Genomic DNA, 17972 nt, shown 5'->3' on the forward strand with positions numbered 1-17972 from the left:
CCCCGAATAGGATGCCAGGCAAACATCAAATGAGCGTGGATGCCAGGGAAGAATGCCAGGCAAACCTCAAATGAGCGGGAATGCCAGGGAAGAATGCCAGGCGAGAATGCCAGGCAAACTTCAACTGAGCGGGGAATGCCAGGCAAGAATGCCAGGCAAACCTCAAATGAACGTGAATGCCAGGGAAGAATGCCAGGCAAACTTCAACTGAGCGGGGAATGCCAGGGAAGAATGCGGCAAACTTCAACTGAACGGGAATGCCAGGCAAGAATGCCAGGCAAACTTCAACTGAGCGGGGAATGCCAGGGAAGAATGCGGCAAACTTCAACTGAACGGGAATGCCAGGCAAGAATGCCAGGCAAACCTCAAATGACCGTGAATGCCAGGCAAGAATGCCAGGCAAACATCAAATGACCGTGAATGCCTGGGAAGAATCCCAGGCAAACTTCAACTGAGCGGGGAATGCCAGGCAAGAATGCCAGGCAAACCTCAAATGAGGGGGAATGCCAGGGAAGAATGCCAGGCAAACCTCAAATGAACGTGAATGCCAGGCAAGAATGCCAGGCAACAATGCCAGGCAAACATCCCAACATGCAAAAAACGCCCCTGCACGGCAATTAATTAATCGTAACTAACCCTCGTCCCATGCGTATAATCTGCTTCATTTCTCTTTATTCCGCCGCGCTCCTCGATTTCTTTCATTATTTCTTTGTGAATGGTTAGGCCTTCGGAATTCATATAAGGAAGAATTTGCTGCAGGGCATGGTGGAAATAGGCAAGTTCTTCGTTTTTCCAGTCCCGTTTCGAGATCATTGTGAGTTCTGACATATCGCGTCCAATGTACATATCTTATTGCCTCCTTGCCGAATATGGCGAATTGACCTTATTGTTTGATACAATAAACGTATCTATTCGAAAGAAAAGAGGATTAAAAAAATGACACAAAATCGAGTGGCGCTTGTAACAGGAAGCAGCAGAGGAATTGGAAAGGCAATTGCTTTAAGCTTGGCGAAGCAGGGCTATGATATCGTAATTAATTATGCGAGAAGCAAGCAGGCTGCTCTGGAAACAGCGGAAGAGATTGAAAAGCTGGGTGTGAAAACCCTTGTAGTTAAAGCGAATGTAGGTAAAGTGGATAAAATTAAAGATCTTTTTGAACAGATTGATTTAGCGTTTGGACGACTTGATGTTTTCATCAATAATGCAGCCTCCGGTGTTTTGAGGCCGTTAATGGAGCTTGAAGAAAATCATTGGGATTGGACGATGGATATCAATAGCAAAGCTTTGCTGTTTTGCGCTCAGGAAGCGGCAAAGCGTATGGATGAAACAGGCGGTAAAATTGTGAGCATTAGTTCACTGGGGTCCATTCGCGTGCTTGAGAATTATACGACTGTTGGAGTATCGAAGGCTGCACTAGAGGCGCTTACCCGTTATTTGGCTGTTGAATTGGCTTCTAAGAATATCGTTGTAAATGCTGTTTCCGGCGGTGCCGTTGATACAGAAGCATTGAAGCATTTTCCAAACAGACAAGAGCTGCTGGATGATGCCATTTCCAAAACACCAGCAGGACGGATGGTGGAAATTGAGGATATTGTCAACGCTGTTGATTTCCTTGTCTCCGATCAATCCTGGATGATCAGGGGTCAAACGCTCATCGTGGATGGCGGACGTTCTTTGCTCGTCTAAGATGATAAAAATTAAAAAATAAATCGCATATTCCTCACCTTCACAGGACATGATATTTTTTGTGGAGGTGATTACAATGGCAAACAACAACCAAAACCAACAACAAGCTGGTAAAACTACTTCTGGTACAAACGTGCAACACGTTAAGCAACAAAACCAGCAAGCTGCTCAAGGACAATACGGTACTGAGTATGCTTCTGAAACAGATGCTCAGCACGTGAAAAAGTACAACCAGCAAGCTGAAGCAAACAAATCTAAAAATAGCTAATTCACACCACTGAATGCAGCAATGCAAGAGAGGTCGCCTGTAAGAATTGTGCTTATCTCCAAACTCTGTACAAGGATCGCTTAATCGTGAGCGGGTCCGGCTGCAGAAGGAGAGAAAGGACGGCTTGCATGAAGGCGGCCTCTTTTCATTTTTTCTGAAAAGAGTTTTAGCCTCCGACAAAACATGCCATTCTTCTGCATTATTTTCTAAAGGAGCCCGGTCATTCGAGGCCGAATATATAGATGAACGAAAGGTAAAGCGGGAAAGGGGCTCTTGCATGAGCAAATTTGATGTGCTTGTTGAGGAGCAGCTTAGGACGATGGATAAGCTGCTGGAACTTCAGAATGAAGTGGAGCGATGCCAGAGGATTGAAAGGGAGCTCGAAAGGCTTCAGAACGAGGATAAGCTTAGATTGGTTCAGGATGAGATTCAGGTGATGAAAATGGAGTTGCATTCCATTCAGCAGACATTTGAAAAGCAGACGGAAGAAGTAATCCAGTCCTATAAAAATCACCCGGTGAGGGAACGATAAGAGATTCGAAGGTCATGCATCTGCGAAGTAGAGGATCCCTCTATTTCTGCGGCAATGGCCTTTTGTTTTCTTTTTCAATCTAGTAACTGTATAATAAAAAGAAATATGAATTCTGGCTTCTGCATATGATCGGAAATTCTTATGGAAGCTGCTTCAAAGGATGGCGAAAAAGATGGGCTTACCGGCGGAAGGAGAAACAATACAAATACATAGCTATAAACACAACGGCAAGCTGCATCGAATCTGGGAAGAGACAATGATTCTTAAAGGGACGGACAGCCTGATTATCGGAGGCAATGACCGGACTACCGTTGTAGAGTCAGATGGAAGGACTTGGATTACCAGAGAACCCGCTATCTGCTATTTTCACGCAAAGCATTGGTTTAATATTATCGGCATGATCCGCGAAGACGGTGTCTATTACTACTGTAACATCAGCTCCCCATTTGTATGGGACGATGAGGCACTGAAATATATTGATTATGATCTGGATGTTAAGGTGTTCCCGGACAAGTCGTATATTTTACTCGATGAGGATGAATACGAAACCCATAAGAAAGAAATGAACTATCCGGGTGTAATTGATCTTATTTTGAGAAAAAATGTTGATAGGCTGATTACTTGGATTCATGAAGGAGAGGGACCTTTTTCCTCAGAATTTATTGATACATGGTACGAACAGTATTTAAAATTCTCGAAATGAAGAGGCCTGTTGGAGCGGTTCAGCAGGCTTTTTGCTTGTTTCACGGGGTTGAATGCCCTTCTCGTAGAGGCAGAGAAAGGTGCTTCTGTTTTTGTTTTATACATCATGGGGGTTAGAAAATGGGTTCAATTAAGCGCTATATGGAATTTGTTAAACCTTATAAATGGCAAATCACCGGTACAATAGCAATCGGGATTATAAAATTTGCGATACCGCTTCTGATACCGCTTTTGATCAAATACGTGGTGGATGATATTGTTGGCGGTCCTGGCACGGCTGATGAAAAGACGCAGCATCTTTTCACCATTTTGGGTGCTATGTTTGCCGTGTTTGTCGTGATGAGGCCTCCGGTTGAGTATTATCGGCAATACTTGGCTCAGCTTGCATCGAACAAGATTCTGTATGATATCCGGGATCATCTTTTTACCCATCTCCAAAAGCTTAGTCTCCGATATTATGCGAATACCCGGGGCGGAGAGATTATTTCGCGGGTAATAAATGATGTCGAGCAGACGAAAAACTTTGTTATGACGGGGTTGATGAATGTCTGGCTGGATGTTGCCACCATATTGATTGCTATCGCCATCATGATGACAATGGATATCCCGCTTACACTCATTTCCATCGTTCTTTTCCCTCTATATGGTATCTCGGTAAAGTATTTCTATGGAAAACTGCGCACCTTGACTAAGGTACGGTCACAGGCGCTCGCAGAGGTACAGGGCCATTTGCACGAACGTGTTCAAGGGATGCCTGTGATCCGAAGCTTTGCCATTGAGGATCATGAGCAGCGCCAGTTTGCTTCTGAAAATCAGAACTTCCTGCAGAAAGCGATTGATCATACAAGCTGGAATGCGAAGACATTTGCCGTCGTGAATACGATCACCGATGCCGCTCCGCTCATTGTCATCGCTTATGCAGGATATCAGGTTATCCACGGCAATTTAACAGTCGGAACAATGGTCGCATTTATTGCTTATATTGAAAGACTGTATGGTCCTTTGAGACGTCTGATCAATTCCTCTACTCTGATTACCCAGGCATTTGCTTCGATGGATCGTGTATTTGAGTTTATGGATGAACCATATGATATTGTAGACAAGCCGAATGCAGTCAAAGCGGATCGTGTGAAAGGGCAGCTCAAATTCGAGAATGTAACGTTTCAATACGACGACGATGATGCAAAGGTTCTCGATGATGTAACCCTTGAGGCAAATAAAGGGGAAACCATTGCCCTCGTAGGAATGAGCGGAGGCGGAAAATCGACGCTTGTCAGCCTTATTCCCAGGTTTTATGATGTAACGGGCGGCCGGATTACCCTTGACGGCACCGACATTCGCGACTACGAAGCGACCAGTCTTCGCAATCAAATTGGCATGGTGCTTCAGGATACCTTCCTTTTCTCTCACTCAGTAAAAGAAAACATCCTTGTCGGGAAACCGGATGCGACGGATGAGGAAGTAATCGAGGCCGCCAAAGCAGCCAATGCACATGACTTTATCATGAAGCTTCCAGACGGTTATGAAACAAAGGTCGGAGAACGAGGGGTCAAGCTTTCCGGGGGACAAAAGCAAAGAGTATCTATTGCCCGGGTATTCCTGAAAAATCCTCCAATCCTTGTAATGGACGAAGCAACCAGCGCACTCGATCTCGAAAGTGAACACCTCATTCAGGAAGCGCTCGAAGGGCTATCTAAGGATCGAACCACCTTTATTGTCGCTCACCGCCTTTCAACCATTACCCACGCAGGCCAGATTATCCTCATGGACCATGGGAAAATTGCGGAAAAAGGAACACATAGGGAACTGATGGCGAAAAAAGGTCTGTACCACAACCTGTTTCAAATTCAGCAGTTAAACTTGTAGAAGCCCTCGAATACAGCGGCTCAAACTGGGTTGCTTTATGGAGTGCTGATAAGGGAGCGATGCTTTTGGTTAAGGTGAACGGGTTGAGATTGCTGAAAGGAAAAGATCGCTAATCAATGGTTTAATGAAGGCACCGGAGCAGTTTTTCCGGTGCTTTTTGTATAATCAGCTGCCATGTTTCCGTTTGTATACCATCCAGTAAGCGGGAATAATGCTAGCTGTTTAGGATAATTGCTGACTTTTTGGGATAATTGCTGACTTTTTGGAATAATTGCTGACTTTTCAGGATAATTGCTGACTTTTTGAAATAATTGCTGACTTTCGAGATTAGCAGTCCATCCCGGCGATTTCATGGATGTCAGCGGTATCTTGAATAGCAATTTCACCGCTTCTAAATTCTGCTTTAAACGTAAGGAAGAGAACGTGAGCATCAATATTTTTGACGAAAGACTCGTTCACGGAGAGCAGATTTCCTAAGTCCTGTTTTCTCAAAGGCTCTCAGCTGCGCTGCCAGCGTAAGTAATTCTTCTTTTCCGCCCCGCCCCCGGCTTCAACTAATCATCCCGTTTTTTTACCATTGCTTCAAGCTCTCCAAAAAGGAGGGCTTTTTGTCATAATAAAAAGCCTGTCTTCATAACAATGTAGTACCTTCTGGCTAATTCAGGGAAAAATTTTTATAGCAAATAAAATTATATTGATTGCCATCACATTGCCTGAAACCAGTGATTTCTATCATAAAAAATACTATAGAACAGAAAATGTTATTTTTTCTGAATATTTACACTAGTGTAAAAGTTTGATATATTATTGAAATATAAAACTCCTTAGTTTCCACTCTGCTCAAAAAAATCTTAGATTTTCTGCATTATCTACATAATTTCTGCAAAATCTGCCCGCAAATTGGCTCGTAAAAGAGCCCCAACAAGATGAAAAACATTTAAGCTGCTGTAATAATTTTTCTTAAACAGAGATAAACGAATACGGCTGAAAAACGTCCAGTATCGGCTTGAAAAAGAAGATTGGCTGGAACCCCAGGTGAACGGCTCAAAAAGAACCGCACCCGGCCAGCTGGGAAGCGCCGAGCTCTGGCTGGAAAATAAGGTTTGGCTGGAAACCCCAGGTGAACGGCTGAACAGCGTTCCGCCTGGACTGCAAAAAGACAAAATAATAGAGGGTACCGCATAGAGGGGGCAAGACCTTTGAAAAATGAGACGGTGTTGGAAGTCAGGAATCTATCAGTCGGCTTCAAACGAGATGCTTCTGTAACGGATGTGGTGAAGTCCGTTGATTTGACCTTGAAGAAAGGAGAAATTCTCGGGATTGTCGGCGAGTCAGGCTGCGGAAAAAGTGTGACGTCGATGGCGCTGATGGGTCTTTTGCCGAATACTTCTCTGGTTAGAGGCGAAATTCTCTATAAGGATAAGGATCTTCTTAAACAAAGTGAAGTGTCGTTAAGAAAAATCAGAGGCAATGAAATTGCAATGATTTTTCAGGAGCCGATGACGTCGCTGAATCCGCTTCTCAAAATCGGGGAACAGCTGATGGAAGCGTGCCGGGTTCATACGAAGTGTTCAAAAAAGGAAGCGAAGGAGCAGGCGGTTCAAATGCTTGGGCTTGTCGGTATGCCAAGGCCGGAATCTCTTCTCGGTGAATATCCGCATCAGCTGTCTGGCGGGATGCGCCAGCGTGTCATGATTGCTATGGCGATGATCTGCAATCCGGGTGTATTGATTGCGGACGAGCCGACAACAGCGCTTGATGTAACAATTCAGTCTCAGATCCTGGCGCTTATGAAGGATTTGAATAAAAAGCTGAATACATCGATTTTACTAATTACCCATGATCTTGGTGTAGTTGCTCAGGTGTGCGACCGGGTCGCGGTGATGTATGCAGGGCAAATTGCTGAGGAAGGGGATGTTGAATCCATTTTTTCTTCTCCAAAGCATCCGTATACGAGGGGGCTGCTGCAGTCCGTTCCGGATATCCGTACGAAGAAAGAAAAGCTTTTTTCTATAAAAGGTCAGGTTCCGAAGCCAGGCAGTATCCAGAGAGGATGCGCGTATGCCAACCGGTGTGAATTCGTTCAGCCGCTGTGCCAGGAGGAGGGGCCGGACTTGACTGTAAGCAGCGGGCAGAAGGTTCGATGCTGGCTGTATAAAGAGGAGGGTGCCCTGATTGAGTCAGCCATTGCTAGAGATTGAAGACTTAAGAAAAGTATATACAAGCCACAAGGGGCTCCTTGGCAGGAATAAAACAGAGGTCACGGCTGTGGATGGAATCAGGCTTCAATTGAATGCCGGGGAAACGCTTGGAATTGTCGGGGAGTCGGGGTGCGGGAAATCTACCCTCGGCCGCCTGATTGCCAGACTTACTGAAGCGACATCCGGTTCGGTCCGGTTTAATGGAGAATCACTATTTGACCTGAACAAAAAGGACATGAAATCCGTTCGGCGGGAGATGCAAATGGTGTTTCAGGATCCGTATGCTTCCTTGAATCCGCGGCAGCAGGTCCAATCCATTTTGGAGGAGCCGCTCATCGTTCATAAAATGGGATCTAAGAAAGATCGGACGGAGAGAGTCGCGGAAATTATGCGAATCGCGGGCTTTGATCCCGATCTTGGTAAAAGGTATCCCCATCAGTTCAGCGGCGGCCAGAGACAGCGGATCGGGATTGCAAGGGCGCTGATGACGAATCCAAAGCTCATTATTGCCGATGAACCTGTTTCCGCTTTGGACGTTTCCATTCAGGCACAGATTCTGAATCTGCTAAAGGAGCTGCAGGGAACTTTTTCTCTGACCTATCTATTTATCTCTCATGATCTTGGGGTCGTCAGGCATATTAGCGACCGGGTAGCCGTTATGTACCTTGGTAGATTGGCAGAGCTGTCTGACAGCGAATCTCTTTATCGGAATCCTCTTCATCCGTATACGGAGGCATTGCTGTCGAGTGTTCCGATTGCTGAGCCTTCCGGCAGAAAAGAGCCGATTGTCATCAAAGGGGACATGCCGAATCCGGCCAATCCGCCGAAAGGGTGTGCCTTCCATACGAGGTGCCCGAAGGTAATGGATATTTGCAAGGAAGTGAAGCCGGAGCTTTATTCGGTGGAGGATGGTCGTTTCGTTGCCTGCCATTTATATGGTTGAGCATCGTGAATGATAGATGATGATGATAAATTAGGGGGGAAACAGACAATGAGAAAAAAGTGGTCCATGCTTGGTTTGATTTTAGTCCTCATTCTTTCACTTGCTTTGTCCGCGTGCAGCAATAAGTCAGCGGGAGGGAAAGACGGAGATGAAAAGGCCGGAGAGAAATCGAACGCGAAGGATACGCTCATTTATGGAAGGGGCGGAGATTCTACTTCTCTTGACCCGATAACCACAACTGAGGGTGAAGCATTTAAAGTTACTGAGAACATTTACGAAAGTCTTTTAACCTATGGCGATGAAGATACTACGGTTCAGCCCGGGTTAGCTGAGAAATGGGAAGCGTCAGATGACGGTCTCACTTACACGTTCCATCTTCGCGAGGGAGTCAAATTCCATGACGGAACGGACTTCAATGCTGAAGCAGTAGTGAAAAACTTCGATCGCTGGATGAACGGAGATGCGGAAAAATTCCCGTATTACACCATGTTCGGAGGCTTTAAAAAGGATGAAGGCCACGTCATTAAAGAAATTAAAGCTACCGATGAAAAGACGGTTGTTTTCACACTGAAGCGTCCGCAGGCACCATTCCTTAAAAATATTGCCATGTCACCATTTGGAATCGCAAGTCCGGCTGCCATTGAAAAATACGGCGACGACTTGAGAGCAAATCCAGTAGGAACAGGTCCATTCAAGTTTGTGGAGTGGAAAGCGAATGACCGGATTGTACTTGAAAAAAATGAGGATTTTTGGATGGAAGGCTATCCGAAGCTGAAACAGGTAATCTTTAAAACGATTCCTGAAAACTCAGCACGCCTTAACGCCCTGCAAACAGGAGAAATCGATTTAATGGACGGTTTGAATCCATCTGATCTTTCTAAGGTCGAGGGCGATAAAAATCTTCAGCTTTTCAAGCGTCCATCTATGAACGTTGGTTACGTTGGGTTAACGGTAACGAGAAAGCCGCTTGATAACAAGCTTGTCAGACAGGCACTTAATCATGCTGTTGATAAGAAAGCAATCATCGACTCCTTCTATGGAGGATTTGCAGAGCCGGCTAAAAACCCGATGCCTCCTTCCCTTGAAGGCTATGATGATTCCGTTGAAGAATATCCGTACGATGTTGAAAAAGCAAAAGCTCTTCTAAAAGAAGCCGGTTTCCCGAATGGATTTGAAATGGAGCTATGGGCTATGCCGGTTGCACGTCCTTACATGCCTGAAGGAATGAAGGTCGCGGAAGTGCTGCAGGCAAGCTTTGAAAAAATCGGTGTTAAAGCGAAAATTGTAACATATGAATGGGCAACGTATTTGGAAAAAGCGAGCAAGGGAGAAGCGGATTCTTTCCTTCTTGGCTGGACGGGTGACAATGGAGATCCTGACAACTTTATCTATACGCTTTTGGATAAAGACAGCATTGGCGGAAACAATTACACCTACTTCAGCAACCCTGAAATGCATGACATTCTGATTGAAGCTCAAACGGTAACGGATCAAGCGAAACGGAATGAGCTGTATAAAAAAGCGCAGGCTATTGTGCATGATGAAGCACCTTGGATTCCGCTCGTTCACTCCACTCCTATGATGGCGGGAATGTCAGACATTGCAAACTTCATTCCGCATCCAACCGGAACGGATCTGTTCACTAAAGTCGAATTTAAGTAATGTGAAAAGGGAGGGGTCCAGGCTCCTCCCTTTTGAAATTTGAAAGGAGATGCGGCGATGCTATCTTATACTATCAGGCGCATTGGCATGCTTGTGCCGGTTCTGCTCGGCATGACAATTGTTGTCTTTGCGATCATCCGTGCAATTCCGGGCGACCCTGCCCAGGTTATCCTAGGCCAGAGGGCTACGCCGGAAGCGATTCAGCAGCTGACCGCAAAGCTTGGGCTGGATCAGCCGATTTATGTACAGTATGGATCTTATTTAATGGATCTTATCACTGGAAATCTCGGTGAATCCATTCGGACTGGCGAGCAGATTAGCAAGGAAATGATTCCGTATCTTGCAGCCACCGCCGAGCTGACGATTTTTGCCATGGCCATCGCAATTATTGTAGGGGTTAACGCTGGGATTATCAGCGCATGGTTTCAGCGCTCATGGTTTGATTACGGAGCTATGATTATCGCACTCATTGGAATTTCAATGCCGATTTTCTGGCTTGGCCTGATGGGACAGTGGTTCTTTTCCATTCAATTGGACTGGCTTCCGACGACTGGCCGCGAAGAAATCCGGAATCCTGTTGACGCTGTGACCAACCTATACTTAATTGATACGCTTATTAACGGGCGGTTTGATCAGTTCGGAGAGGTATTCAAGCATCTCATTCTTCCCGGAACCGCGCTTGCAACCATTCCAATGGCGATTATCGCGCGAATTACCCGTTCAAGTATGATAGAAGTGTTGAACGCTGATTACATAAGGACTGCAAGGGCAAAGGGACTTCGGATGAGCTGGGTCGTTTACCGTCATGCTTTAAAAAATGCTGTCATCCCGATTTTGACGGTCATCGGTCTTCAAACGGGTTTGCTTTTAGGAGGCGCGATTCTTACGGAAACGATTTTCGGCTGGCCTGGACTTGGACGTTATATTGTGGAAGCCATCAGCTACCGTGATTATCCAGTCATTCAGTCCGGAATTTTGATGATTGCTCTTCTTTTTGTACTTGTGAATCTTGTTGTGGATCTGCTATATGCGGCTATTGATCCGCGCATTAAATATTAAGGGGGGGAACTATTATGGGAGAACCGCAGCTGCCAGAATCCATCCAATATGCTGAAGAAAAACCTCTGACCCCGTTTCAGGAGGGGCTCCGCTCCTTTATGAAAAATAAAATAGCAGTAGCGGGAACAGCTATTGTCCTATTCTTTATCGTTGTTGCCATTTTTTCCCCGCTGATTGCACCCTTTGGAATCAACGAACAGGATTTAACGAAGCGCCTGCTGCCGCCATCATCCGAGCACTGGCTCGGAACGGATGACTTTGGCCGGGATATTTTTTCAAGAGTTGTTCATGGGGCAAAAATTTCATTGTTTGTTGGCTTCTTCTCCGTGCTGGGGTCAGTCATCATTGGCTGTCTGCTCGGGATTATCGCCGGCTATTACGGTAAATGGGCAGACACCATTATTTCTCGTTTTTTCGATATCATGCTTGCTTTTCCAAGTATCCTGCTTGCCATTGCCATCATTTCTATTCTGGGGCCATCCCTTCAAAATGCGTTAATTGCCATTGCTGTTATCAACATTCCGAATTTTGGACGGCTGCTGAGGGCAAAGGTGCTCAGTGTAAAGCAGGAGGATTATATTATGGCCGCCAAGTCTATTGGCATGAAGGATGCGCGAATTCTTTTCAAGCATGTGCTGCCGAACAGTTTTTCTCCGATTATCGTTCAGGCAAGCCTTGCCATTGCAACAGCGATCATTGAAGCTGCTGCCCTTGGATTCCTTGGACTCGGCGCACAGGCACCAAGTCCGGAGTGGGGGAAAATGCTTTCGGATTCAAAGCAATACTTGATCCAGGCACCGTGGACGATGATTTTCCCTGGACTTGCCATCATGCTGACAGTTTTAGGCTTCAACCTAATGGGGGATGGGCTCAGAGATGCGCTTGATCCTAAATCAAAGCATTAATAAGGATAATATGAGATACTTTAAAACACCTTCGAAATGGCTACATTGTTACCATTTCGAAGGTGTTTTTGCGTGTTCATCAACTAATTAAAGAATGGGTTTGGGACTATATGTTAAAGTATCAGTAGAGAAAACTTAAGGGGAAGATGAGAATGAATATTGAACAGCAGCTTTATCACTCAGCAATAGATTTAATAGCAAAAAGATATCCTGCCGGCTGGGGTGGAGCTGCAGCGATGTATACGGAAGATGGTCAAATTTTAACAAGTGTGTCACCGGAAGTTATTAATGCATCAACTGAATTATGTATTGAAACAGGTGCAATACTTGAAGCACATAAACTGAATACAAGGATTACACATACTGTCTGTGTTGTAAGAGAGGACGAAAATGCCGAATTTACTGTTTTAACTCCTTGTGGTGTATGTCAGGAACGGCTTTTTTACTGGGGAGAAAATGTAAAAGCTGCTGTAACGAATGCAAATGGTAAATTGGAGTATAAATCATTAAAGGAAATACAGCCGTATCATTGGCATAAAGCCTATGAGAAACAATTGTAATATTGAATTAGCAGGGCTTTATTTGAAAAGCTCTGTTAAACTTGGCTGTTGATTTCCGTTGCAGGCGCTCGCTTTCCGCCTGCGGGGTCTCACCTGTCCCGCTGCTCTCGCAGGAGTCTCGCGCCTTCCACTCCAATCAACAGGTGTTAAAAATCAACAACAGGCTTTAACAGAGCCATTTGAATAGAAGATTAAACACGATGAAAAAACGCTTGGAAAAATCTCCAAGCATTTTTTAGGTGCTAAATTTACAGCTATTTCAAATACTGAATATTTTGGCCATCCCTATTCTTTCGTCTCGCTTATTTCAATTTCATTTTCTTCCTTGTGGTAGCTTTGGAAGCTGTTGATCAGTGTATCGAGATGCTCCAGCTGTTCGCTGTAATCTAATATGTTTGCAACGAGCGGTAGCATGTGATAGAAGCAGGCAGGATCATGGCATTGGTTTTGATATTTCATGAATTCCTCTACCAGTTCCCGTTTATTGAAAAAGCCTTCTTGTATTAATTCATTCGGTGTTTCCGTTTTGATTTTGCCGATAAATTTCAAAAGAATGCGCTCATGATAACTTAGCAGGTAATCCAATTCAGTTGTGATGATCTGCTGCAGCTCAGGTGTTGTCAGGTGAAGCTCGTTTTCAAGGCGGTGCAGCTTTTTCAATGTATCAAGCGCCTTGTTCGTAGTGAGAAGCATCTGTCTGAAAAGAACAAGCTTCCTCGATTTCGTCAGCGTGTTGCGGCGCAAATAGTTTCGCTCTTCCTTGTAAAGGAGATAAAGCTGATCGAGCTGCATCATATTTTCCTTAAGACGCTCAATATCCTCTTTCAGGACACTATGTTCAGAAGCCTGGCGGATGTTGATTCGGATCCACTTCAGGATTTCCTCTGTACTGTCCGAAATCCGGTAGTAAAGCTTCGTCTCATATTTTGGAGGCAGGAATAGCAAATTCACTATAAATGCTGAGAATACCCCAAGCATGACGGTTCCGAAACGGAGCAGGGCGAATTGAATGAAATTTTCCCCGGGTGTCTCCATGATGGCGATGACTGTAACAATCGCAACTGGAATAGTATTTTGAATCTTGAGCTTCAGGTTAATGGAAATGACGATAACAGCAGTCAAACCGACGACGAATGGATGGGGGCCAAAGATAAGTCCAAAAACTATAGCAAAAGCGGCTCCAATAAAATTCGCTTGCACTTGTTCAATTACGGATAAGTAAGACCGGTAAATCGTTGGCTGAATGGCAAAAATCGCTGCGATCCCCGCGAAAACCGGAGACTGCAGGTTCAACAGAGAGGCAATCCATAATGCAATGGCAATCGCAATCCCTGTCTTTAAAATTCGGGCACCGAGTTTCATATAAGTTAAGGTTACATTCCTTTCAAAAGGTTTAAGTAAACAACTACGTAATATACAATGTTTAAAAGGATTATTCAAGATACTATTTCCCATTTTCGAATAAATAATAACGCGATCCATCGAAAGAGAAAAAACGCACCCTCTATTTATAAGGATGGAAGCCTTTACACTGATAAAATAGAAATTAACCCATTTTCAGTAAATTTGTCTGTTCTTTTAGCTAGTAGCAATGGTAAATTAAAACAGGATTTATTTTAATACAGTTAAAATAGGTAGTTGTATGGGCAATCCGCAAATCGGCGGGACGATGGAGAAGCAGAAATGAGCAATTATCACAAATGAAAAATAAACAAGAGGAGTCACTGCCATGGATTATGTTATTTGTGCAACATGCGGAGTGCAATACGGAAAGGTACAAAGTCCATCCCAATGTATAATCTGTTCAGAAGAAAGACAATATGTCAGTCCATCCGGCCAGACATGGACTAGCCTTGAAGAAATGCAAAAGTCAGGTTCTTATAAAAATGAGATCCTTGCAGAAGAACCGGGACTGTACAGTTTAACAACCAAACCGGGATTTGGAATTGGCCAGACGGCCTATTTGATTCAAGAGAAGGGGTTTAATGTCCTTTGGGATTGCATCACCTACCTAGACCAACAAACCATCCAGCATATTAATGAACTTGGAGGACTGCAGGCAATCGCTCTATCCCATCCTCATTATTATTCAACTCAAGTGGAATGGGCAGAAACCTTCAATGCTCCCATATATATTCATGAGGATGACAAAGAATGGGTAACGAGAAGCAGTGATAAAATCATCTTCTGGTCTGGAGAGTCCATAGAACTCCATCAAGGTATCGTACTGCACCGGCTGGGAGGACACTTCAAAGGCGGAGCAGTGCTCCAATGGATAAATGGAAACAGCCATAACGGAGTTTTGCTGACCGGAGATGTGATCCAAGTCGTAGCTGACCGGAGATGGGTGAGCTTCATGTATAGCTATCCGAATCTGATTCCGCTGCCGCCCGGCAAGGTTGAAGAAATAGCTGAAAAAGTAAGACCATTAAAATTTAATCGGCTTTACAATGCTTTTCACCGTGTCGTACAGGAGCAGGCAAATCAATCTGTTCAAAAGTCAGCAGAGAGATATGTGAAAGCGATTAATGGGACGCTATTTGATACATAAGGAAAAGGCCTGACTTACGGCCTTTTATGTTTTCCTTTAACAAGGTCACTCGGCATTATTTAAAAGATTTATATTTGCTGAAGGCTTTAATTTTCCTTGTGCATCTCAAGCAGTTCATTCACTATTCTACCGTCTTTACTGAATACCCATTTTATATAAAAAGGTTTTTAATAGTATCTGCAAAGAATAAGTCCATAGAAATAGAAGCAGGAACCGTTAGGCGGTTCCTGCTTCATAAATCGGCTAACGCTTTCTTCACCTTAATCTCCTTTTTTGTAAGGGTGTTTTCAGAATGTCTTCATTGATTCCTGCAAGCAAAGAAAGGTAGCCTGCGAAGTTATCGGGATGCACCTTTGCCAAGTCTCAAACCTTTTCTTGATCTATTTGGATTATTTTTTTAATTCCGAGTTGACCGATGGGATAATATTGTTTAAAATACAAATAATAAAATTATTTTTGCCGATCGGTTAACCGAAGGCTCTTTAATTCCCTTTTTGGCGAGGAATAAAGAGCCTTTTTTCATTATCTAACAGAGGGAGTGGACATGGATGAAGAAGCTTGATCAAACGAAAATAGAGTATTTGATGTCCCTGCTGCAGCGCCTTGAATATGGTTCATTGCTTATAACCGTTCATGCAAATGAAATTACTCAGGTAGAAATTAAGGAAAAAACGAGAATAGCCAAAACAGGAACAGTGAAATATGAGGGAGAGGGTTGATTTCAACGGAAACTGTGAACAGTCCTGATCTTGTTTTTCAGCAATATTGCAAAGAGGTCTTCGGAGTTAATAGAGGGATTTATAATACGATTGATGAGTGGTTTCTTCAAGCGGGAGCTGTGTCTGTTCTCGAAAGACGGAGGATGATTGTTGATTTTCTGCAGGATTTGTCTGAACCGAATCCAGGGGAAAAGGCAGCTCTGTTAAAAGTAGGGAAAGGGGGACTGACGACAGCACTTCATGCGTTTTGGAAGAAGTGTGCGTAGGGCTGTTTAGAGGGTGTCTGACCCGCGTTATTGTAGAGAACTAAAGCTCCGGCACCATCTCTGCCGGTCTTTGCGGCTCAAGGCCTCGCAAAACGCAGTCTCTATCCCCCGCTGCGGTGAAGATTGAGGGGACTGGCACGGTGCCAGTCCCCGGTTTCTCTGCAGAACGAAAGCTCCGGCACCTGCTCCTTAATGGCTTGATAGGAAAGGGTTAAAGCATCGTAGTCTCCGTCCCCTGTTGCGTTAAAGCAAGTCGGGACAGGCACCCGCCATAAAATATTCAAACGCGAAAAAACCGGCCGTAGCCGGTTTTTTTACCCTTTCAACGCACCGCTTAATGCTCCCGAAATAAAGAAACGCTGCAAAAACACATAGAGAATGATCAGAGGCAGAGATGTAATGAGAACGCCTGCAAACAAAATAGGGTAGTTGGTTAAATATTCTCCCTGAAATTGCAGAAGGGCAAGAGGCAAAGTCTTTTTCTCCTCGTTGGTAATAAACAAAAGGGAAAACAGCAGATCGTTCCATACAATGACCATTGAAAAGATGGCTGTAATTGCAAGTGAAGGGAAGGAAAGCGGGAGCGTGATTCTCCAGTACATATTCCACTCCGATGCCCCGTCTACTCTTGCCGCTTCAAATAGTTCACCGGGAAGGGTCTTCATAAATCCAGTTAAGATAAAAACGCAGATGGGCAGAAGCACAGCGATATGAACAAGAATCAGCCCAAGCAGTGAATTGGTTAATTGCAGCTTCAGCATAAGAGAATACAACGGAACCATGAGCGTTTGTGCGGGTACAATCATTCCGAGCATGAATGCTGCGAAAAGAAGGTTCCCCAATTTGTTGCGTATCCTTGTAATTCCATAAGCGATCATACTGGCAAACCATAGGGCGAAAAATACGGAAGCAGCCGTCACAATGATGCTGTTAACGAGATAGTGAGAGAGGGATTTCTCAAACAGCAGAAGGCTGAAGTTCGAGAAATCCAGCTGTTCCGGCAGAGCAAGGGCCCCGTCATACACATTGCGTAGCTGTTTAAATGATGTCAGCAATGCTACAAAAAGCGGGACGATTATGAGCACAGAATAGCCTGACAGAAGGATCGGTTTAACAAGTCCTGGTCTCTTCATGGGGACCTCCTTTAATAGCTGATGCTGCTTGAACGGAGCAGTTTAAATTGGATAAATGTAAGGATGGCAATCAGTATCATAAAAAGTACGGAGGCAGCTGACGCATATCCAAACTGATAATTTTCAAAGGCTGCATGATAAATAAAAGTTGATAGAATTTCTGTTGAATAGTTTGGCCCGCCTCTTGTCATAGCAAATATCAGGTCAAATGCTTTGAATGATTGAATGGTTGTGTAAGCCACGACAATGGTTGTGGTCGGAGCGAGCAGGGGCCAAGTGATTTTCCGGAATATGTCCCATTTCGAACCGCCCTCAATGGCTGCGGATTCATACAGCTCTGCAGGGATTGCCTGCATTCCGGCTACGAAAAGAACAATCATCTGTCCGATATGAGCCCATACTTGCACGAAGGCAAGGGAGAAAATTGCCCGCTTCGGATCTCCAATCCAGTTTGCGGCAAGGAAATCGAGGTGCACCGCATTTAAAACCTGATTTAACAGACCAAGACTCGGGTCGTAAATAAACGACCATAGAAACGCCACTGCAACCGAAGAGAGAATGGTTGGAAAAAAGAACAGCGCTCTGAAGAAAATACTGATTTTGTTATTCTTTAATAAATAAAGTGCAAGAATAAGAGAAAACAGAGTTTGCAGAATGACAACCGTCAGCATGAATTTTCCATTGTTGCCGAGCGACTGCTGAAAAATAGAATCATTTGTAATCAGCTGTACATAATTTTTTATTCCGACAAAAGGCGGATTTCCCGTATAGCCGTCCCAAGTTGTAAAAGAATAATAAACCGTTTGAGCGAGCGGCAGGAGAAAAAAAAACGCGAATAAGAGCAAGCCAGGCAGGAAAAACAAGTAGATGCTTTTGCTGTATTTCATAGTTTGTCCTTCCTTTCTCAGATAAAAAGGAA

The 17972-nt window shown here is 44.3% G+C and carries 22 protein-coding genes; 16 read left to right on the top strand and 6 right to left on the bottom strand.

What is annotated here, in order from left to right:
* Nucleotides 1-39: 39 nt before the first annotated feature.
* Together J9317_RS04095 and J9317_RS04100 are read left to right on the top strand one after the other, a co-directional pair.
* Nucleotides 40-414 carry a hypothetical protein gene (locus J9317_RS04095; RefSeq protein WP_211556608.1) on the top strand — a complete coding sequence of 125 codons (375 nt, stop codon included), beginning with the start codon at nt 40-42 and terminating at the stop codon, nt 412-414.
* A gap of 48 nt (nt 415-462) precedes the next feature.
* A complete protein-coding gene (locus J9317_RS04100; protein WP_211556609.1) occupies nt 463-621 on the top strand; it encodes a hypothetical protein in 159 nt (52 codons plus the stop codon).
* Here J9317_RS04100 and J9317_RS04105 read toward each other — a convergent pair whose 3' ends face one another.
* Entirely contained in the window at nt 622-846 is a 225-nt protein-coding gene (locus tag J9317_RS04105; RefSeq protein ID WP_211556610.1) for a hypothetical protein, read from the bottom strand. It abuts the gene before it with no gap.
* A 90-nt stretch (nt 847-936) separates the two neighbouring features.
* Between J9317_RS04105 and fabL the strand changes: the two genes are divergently transcribed.
* The 5 genes from fabL (at nt 937) to J9317_RS04130 (ending at nt 5054) form a co-directional block, all read left to right on the top strand.
* Nucleotides 937-1686: an enoyl-[acyl-carrier-protein] reductase FabL gene (gene fabL / locus J9317_RS04110; RefSeq protein WP_211556611.1), complete on the top strand. Its 750-nt coding sequence runs from the start codon at nt 937-939 to the stop codon at nt 1684-1686.
* 76 nt (nt 1687-1762) lie between these two features.
* On the top strand, nt 1763-1954 hold the full coding sequence (locus J9317_RS04115) for a gamma-type small acid-soluble spore protein (RefSeq protein WP_211556612.1): 192 nt from the start codon (nt 1763-1765) through the stop codon (nt 1952-1954).
* A gap of 277 nt (nt 1955-2231) precedes the next feature.
* Nucleotides 2232-2486 (top strand): YgaB family protein, encoded by a 255-nt coding sequence (locus tag J9317_RS04120; protein ID WP_211556613.1) that lies wholly within the window; start codon nt 2232-2234, stop codon nt 2484-2486.
* A gap of 172 nt (nt 2487-2658) precedes the next feature.
* The gene (gene ntdP / locus J9317_RS04125) at nt 2659-3189 is read left to right on the top strand and encodes a nucleoside tri-diphosphate phosphatase (RefSeq protein WP_211556614.1); all 531 of its coding nucleotides are present in this window, start codon (nt 2659-2661) and stop codon (nt 3187-3189) included.
* Nucleotides 3190-3308: 119 nt separating this feature from the next.
* Nucleotides 3309-5054: an ABC transporter ATP-binding protein gene (locus J9317_RS04130; RefSeq protein ID WP_211556615.1), complete on the top strand. Its 1746-nt coding sequence runs from the start codon at nt 3309-3311 to the stop codon at nt 5052-5054.
* Nucleotides 5055-5167: 113 nt separating this feature from the next.
* Here J9317_RS04130 and J9317_RS04135 read toward each other — a convergent pair whose 3' ends face one another.
* The gene (locus J9317_RS04135; protein ID WP_211556616.1) at nt 5168-5434 is read right to left on the bottom strand and encodes a hypothetical protein; all 267 of its coding nucleotides are present in this window, start codon (nt 5432-5434) and stop codon (nt 5168-5170) included.
* Nucleotides 5435-6253: 819 nt separating this feature from the next.
* Between J9317_RS04135 and J9317_RS04140 the strand changes: the two genes are divergently transcribed.
* From J9317_RS04140 to J9317_RS04165, 6 genes are all read left to right on the top strand, one after another.
* Nucleotides 6254-7255 carry an ABC transporter ATP-binding protein gene (locus J9317_RS04140; RefSeq protein WP_211556617.1) on the top strand — a complete coding sequence of 334 codons (1002 nt, stop codon included), beginning with the start codon at nt 6254-6256 and terminating at the stop codon, nt 7253-7255.
* The gene (locus J9317_RS04145; RefSeq protein ID WP_211556618.1) at nt 7230-8198 is read left to right on the top strand and encodes an ABC transporter ATP-binding protein; all 969 of its coding nucleotides are present in this window, start codon (nt 7230-7232) and stop codon (nt 8196-8198) included. The genes J9317_RS04140 and J9317_RS04145 overlap by 26 nt, the downstream gene beginning before the upstream one ends.
* A gap of 48 nt (nt 8199-8246) precedes the next feature.
* The gene (locus J9317_RS04150) at nt 8247-9860 is read left to right on the top strand and encodes an ABC transporter substrate-binding protein (RefSeq protein WP_211556619.1); all 1614 of its coding nucleotides are present in this window, start codon (nt 8247-8249) and stop codon (nt 9858-9860) included.
* Between the two features lie 57 nt (nt 9861-9917).
* Entirely contained in the window at nt 9918-10919 is a 1002-nt protein-coding gene (locus J9317_RS04155) for an ABC transporter permease (protein WP_211556620.1), read from the top strand.
* A gap of 14 nt (nt 10920-10933) precedes the next feature.
* A complete protein-coding gene (gene nikC / locus J9317_RS04160) occupies nt 10934-11824 on the top strand; it encodes a nickel transporter permease (protein ID WP_211556621.1) in 891 nt (296 codons plus the stop codon).
* A gap of 152 nt (nt 11825-11976) precedes the next feature.
* Entirely contained in the window at nt 11977-12384 is a 408-nt protein-coding gene (locus J9317_RS04165; protein ID WP_211556622.1) for a cytidine deaminase, read from the top strand.
* A 285-nt stretch (nt 12385-12669) separates the two neighbouring features.
* Here the strand turns inward: J9317_RS04165 and J9317_RS04170 are convergent, their stop codons facing one another.
* Nucleotides 12670-13746: an FUSC family protein gene (locus J9317_RS04170; protein ID WP_211556623.1), complete on the bottom strand. Its 1077-nt coding sequence runs from the start codon at nt 13744-13746 to the stop codon at nt 12670-12672.
* Nucleotides 13747-14113: 367 nt separating this feature from the next.
* On the opposite strand from J9317_RS04170, the gene J9317_RS04175 reads away from it, so the two are divergent.
* The 3 genes from J9317_RS04175 to J9317_RS04185 all read left to right on the top strand — a co-directional run bounded on the left by J9317_RS04175 (nt 14114) and on the right by J9317_RS04185 (nt 15920).
* Nucleotides 14114-14935 carry an MBL fold metallo-hydrolase gene (locus J9317_RS04175; protein ID WP_211556624.1) on the top strand — a complete coding sequence of 274 codons (822 nt, stop codon included), beginning with the start codon at nt 14114-14116 and terminating at the stop codon, nt 14933-14935.
* Between the two features lie 548 nt (nt 14936-15483).
* A complete protein-coding gene (locus tag J9317_RS04180; RefSeq protein ID WP_211556625.1) occupies nt 15484-15654 on the top strand; it encodes a YezD family protein in 171 nt (56 codons plus the stop codon).
* On the top strand, nt 15651-15920 hold the full coding sequence (locus tag J9317_RS04185) for a hypothetical protein (protein WP_211556626.1): 270 nt from the start codon (nt 15651-15653) through the stop codon (nt 15918-15920). The genes J9317_RS04180 and J9317_RS04185 overlap by 4 nt, the downstream gene beginning before the upstream one ends.
* Before the next feature lie 101 nt (nt 15921-16021).
* On the opposite strand, the gene J9317_RS04190 is transcribed toward J9317_RS04185, so the two are convergent.
* From J9317_RS04190 to J9317_RS04200, 3 genes are read right to left on the bottom strand one after another with little or no spacing between them, the layout of a single operon-like run.
* Nucleotides 16022-16204, bottom strand: coding sequence for a hypothetical protein (locus J9317_RS04190; protein ID WP_211556627.1), 183 nt, complete (start codon nt 16202-16204; stop codon nt 16022-16024).
* 30 nt (nt 16205-16234) lie between these two features.
* Nucleotides 16235-17053 carry a carbohydrate ABC transporter permease gene (locus tag J9317_RS04195; RefSeq protein ID WP_211556628.1) on the bottom strand — a complete coding sequence of 273 codons (819 nt, stop codon included), beginning with the start codon at nt 17051-17053 and terminating at the stop codon, nt 16235-16237.
* Between the two features lie 11 nt (nt 17054-17064).
* Nucleotides 17065-17940, bottom strand: coding sequence for a carbohydrate ABC transporter permease (locus tag J9317_RS04200; RefSeq protein ID WP_211556629.1), 876 nt, complete (start codon nt 17938-17940; stop codon nt 17065-17067).
* Nucleotides 17941-17972: the final 32 nt, after the last annotated feature.

It is taken from the genome of Metabacillus flavus, assembly GCF_018283675.1.
In the GTDB taxonomy this organism is placed as follows: domain Bacteria; phylum Bacillota; class Bacilli; order Bacillales; family Bacillaceae; genus Metabacillus_B; species Metabacillus_B flavus.

Coding starts and splice junctions, on each gene's coding strand:
- J9317_RS04095 (WP_211556608.1), top strand. CDS start 40: ATGCCAGGGAAGAATGCCAGGCAAACCTCAAATGAGCGGGAATGCCAG.
- J9317_RS04100 (WP_211556609.1), top strand. CDS start 463: ATGCCAGGCAAGAATGCCAGGCAAACCTCAAATGAGGGGGAATGCCAG.
- J9317_RS04105 (WP_211556610.1), bottom strand. CDS start 846: ATGTACATTGGACGCGATATGTCAGAACTCACAATGATCTCGAAACGG.
- fabL (WP_211556611.1), top strand. CDS start 937: ATGACACAAAATCGAGTGGCGCTTGTAACAGGAAGCAGCAGAGGAATT.
- J9317_RS04115 (WP_211556612.1), top strand. CDS start 1,763: ATGGCAAACAACAACCAAAACCAACAACAAGCTGGTAAAACTACTTCT.
- J9317_RS04120 (WP_211556613.1), top strand. CDS start 2,232: ATGAGCAAATTTGATGTGCTTGTTGAGGAGCAGCTTAGGACGATGGAT.
- ntdP (WP_211556614.1), top strand. CDS start 2,659: ATGGGCTTACCGGCGGAAGGAGAAACAATACAAATACATAGCTATAAA.
- J9317_RS04130 (WP_211556615.1), top strand. CDS start 3,309: ATGGGTTCAATTAAGCGCTATATGGAATTTGTTAAACCTTATAAATGG.
- J9317_RS04150 (WP_211556619.1), top strand. CDS start 8,247: ATGAGAAAAAAGTGGTCCATGCTTGGTTTGATTTTAGTCCTCATTCTT.
- J9317_RS04155 (WP_211556620.1), top strand. CDS start 9,918: ATGCTATCTTATACTATCAGGCGCATTGGCATGCTTGTGCCGGTTCTG.
- nikC (WP_211556621.1), top strand. CDS start 10,934: ATGGGAGAACCGCAGCTGCCAGAATCCATCCAATATGCTGAAGAAAAA.
- J9317_RS04165 (WP_211556622.1), top strand. CDS start 11,977: ATGAATATTGAACAGCAGCTTTATCACTCAGCAATAGATTTAATAGCA.
- J9317_RS04170 (WP_211556623.1), bottom strand. CDS start 13,746: ATGAAACTCGGTGCCCGAATTTTAAAGACAGGGATTGCGATTGCCATT.
- J9317_RS04175 (WP_211556624.1), top strand. CDS start 14,114: ATGGATTATGTTATTTGTGCAACATGCGGAGTGCAATACGGAAAGGTA.
- J9317_RS04180 (WP_211556625.1), top strand. CDS start 15,484: ATGAAGAAGCTTGATCAAACGAAAATAGAGTATTTGATGTCCCTGCTG.
- J9317_RS04195 (WP_211556628.1), bottom strand. CDS start 17,053: ATGAAGAGACCAGGACTTGTTAAACCGATCCTTCTGTCAGGCTATTCT.
- J9317_RS04200 (WP_211556629.1), bottom strand. CDS start 17,940: ATGAAATACAGCAAAAGCATCTACTTGTTTTTCCTGCCTGGCTTGCTC.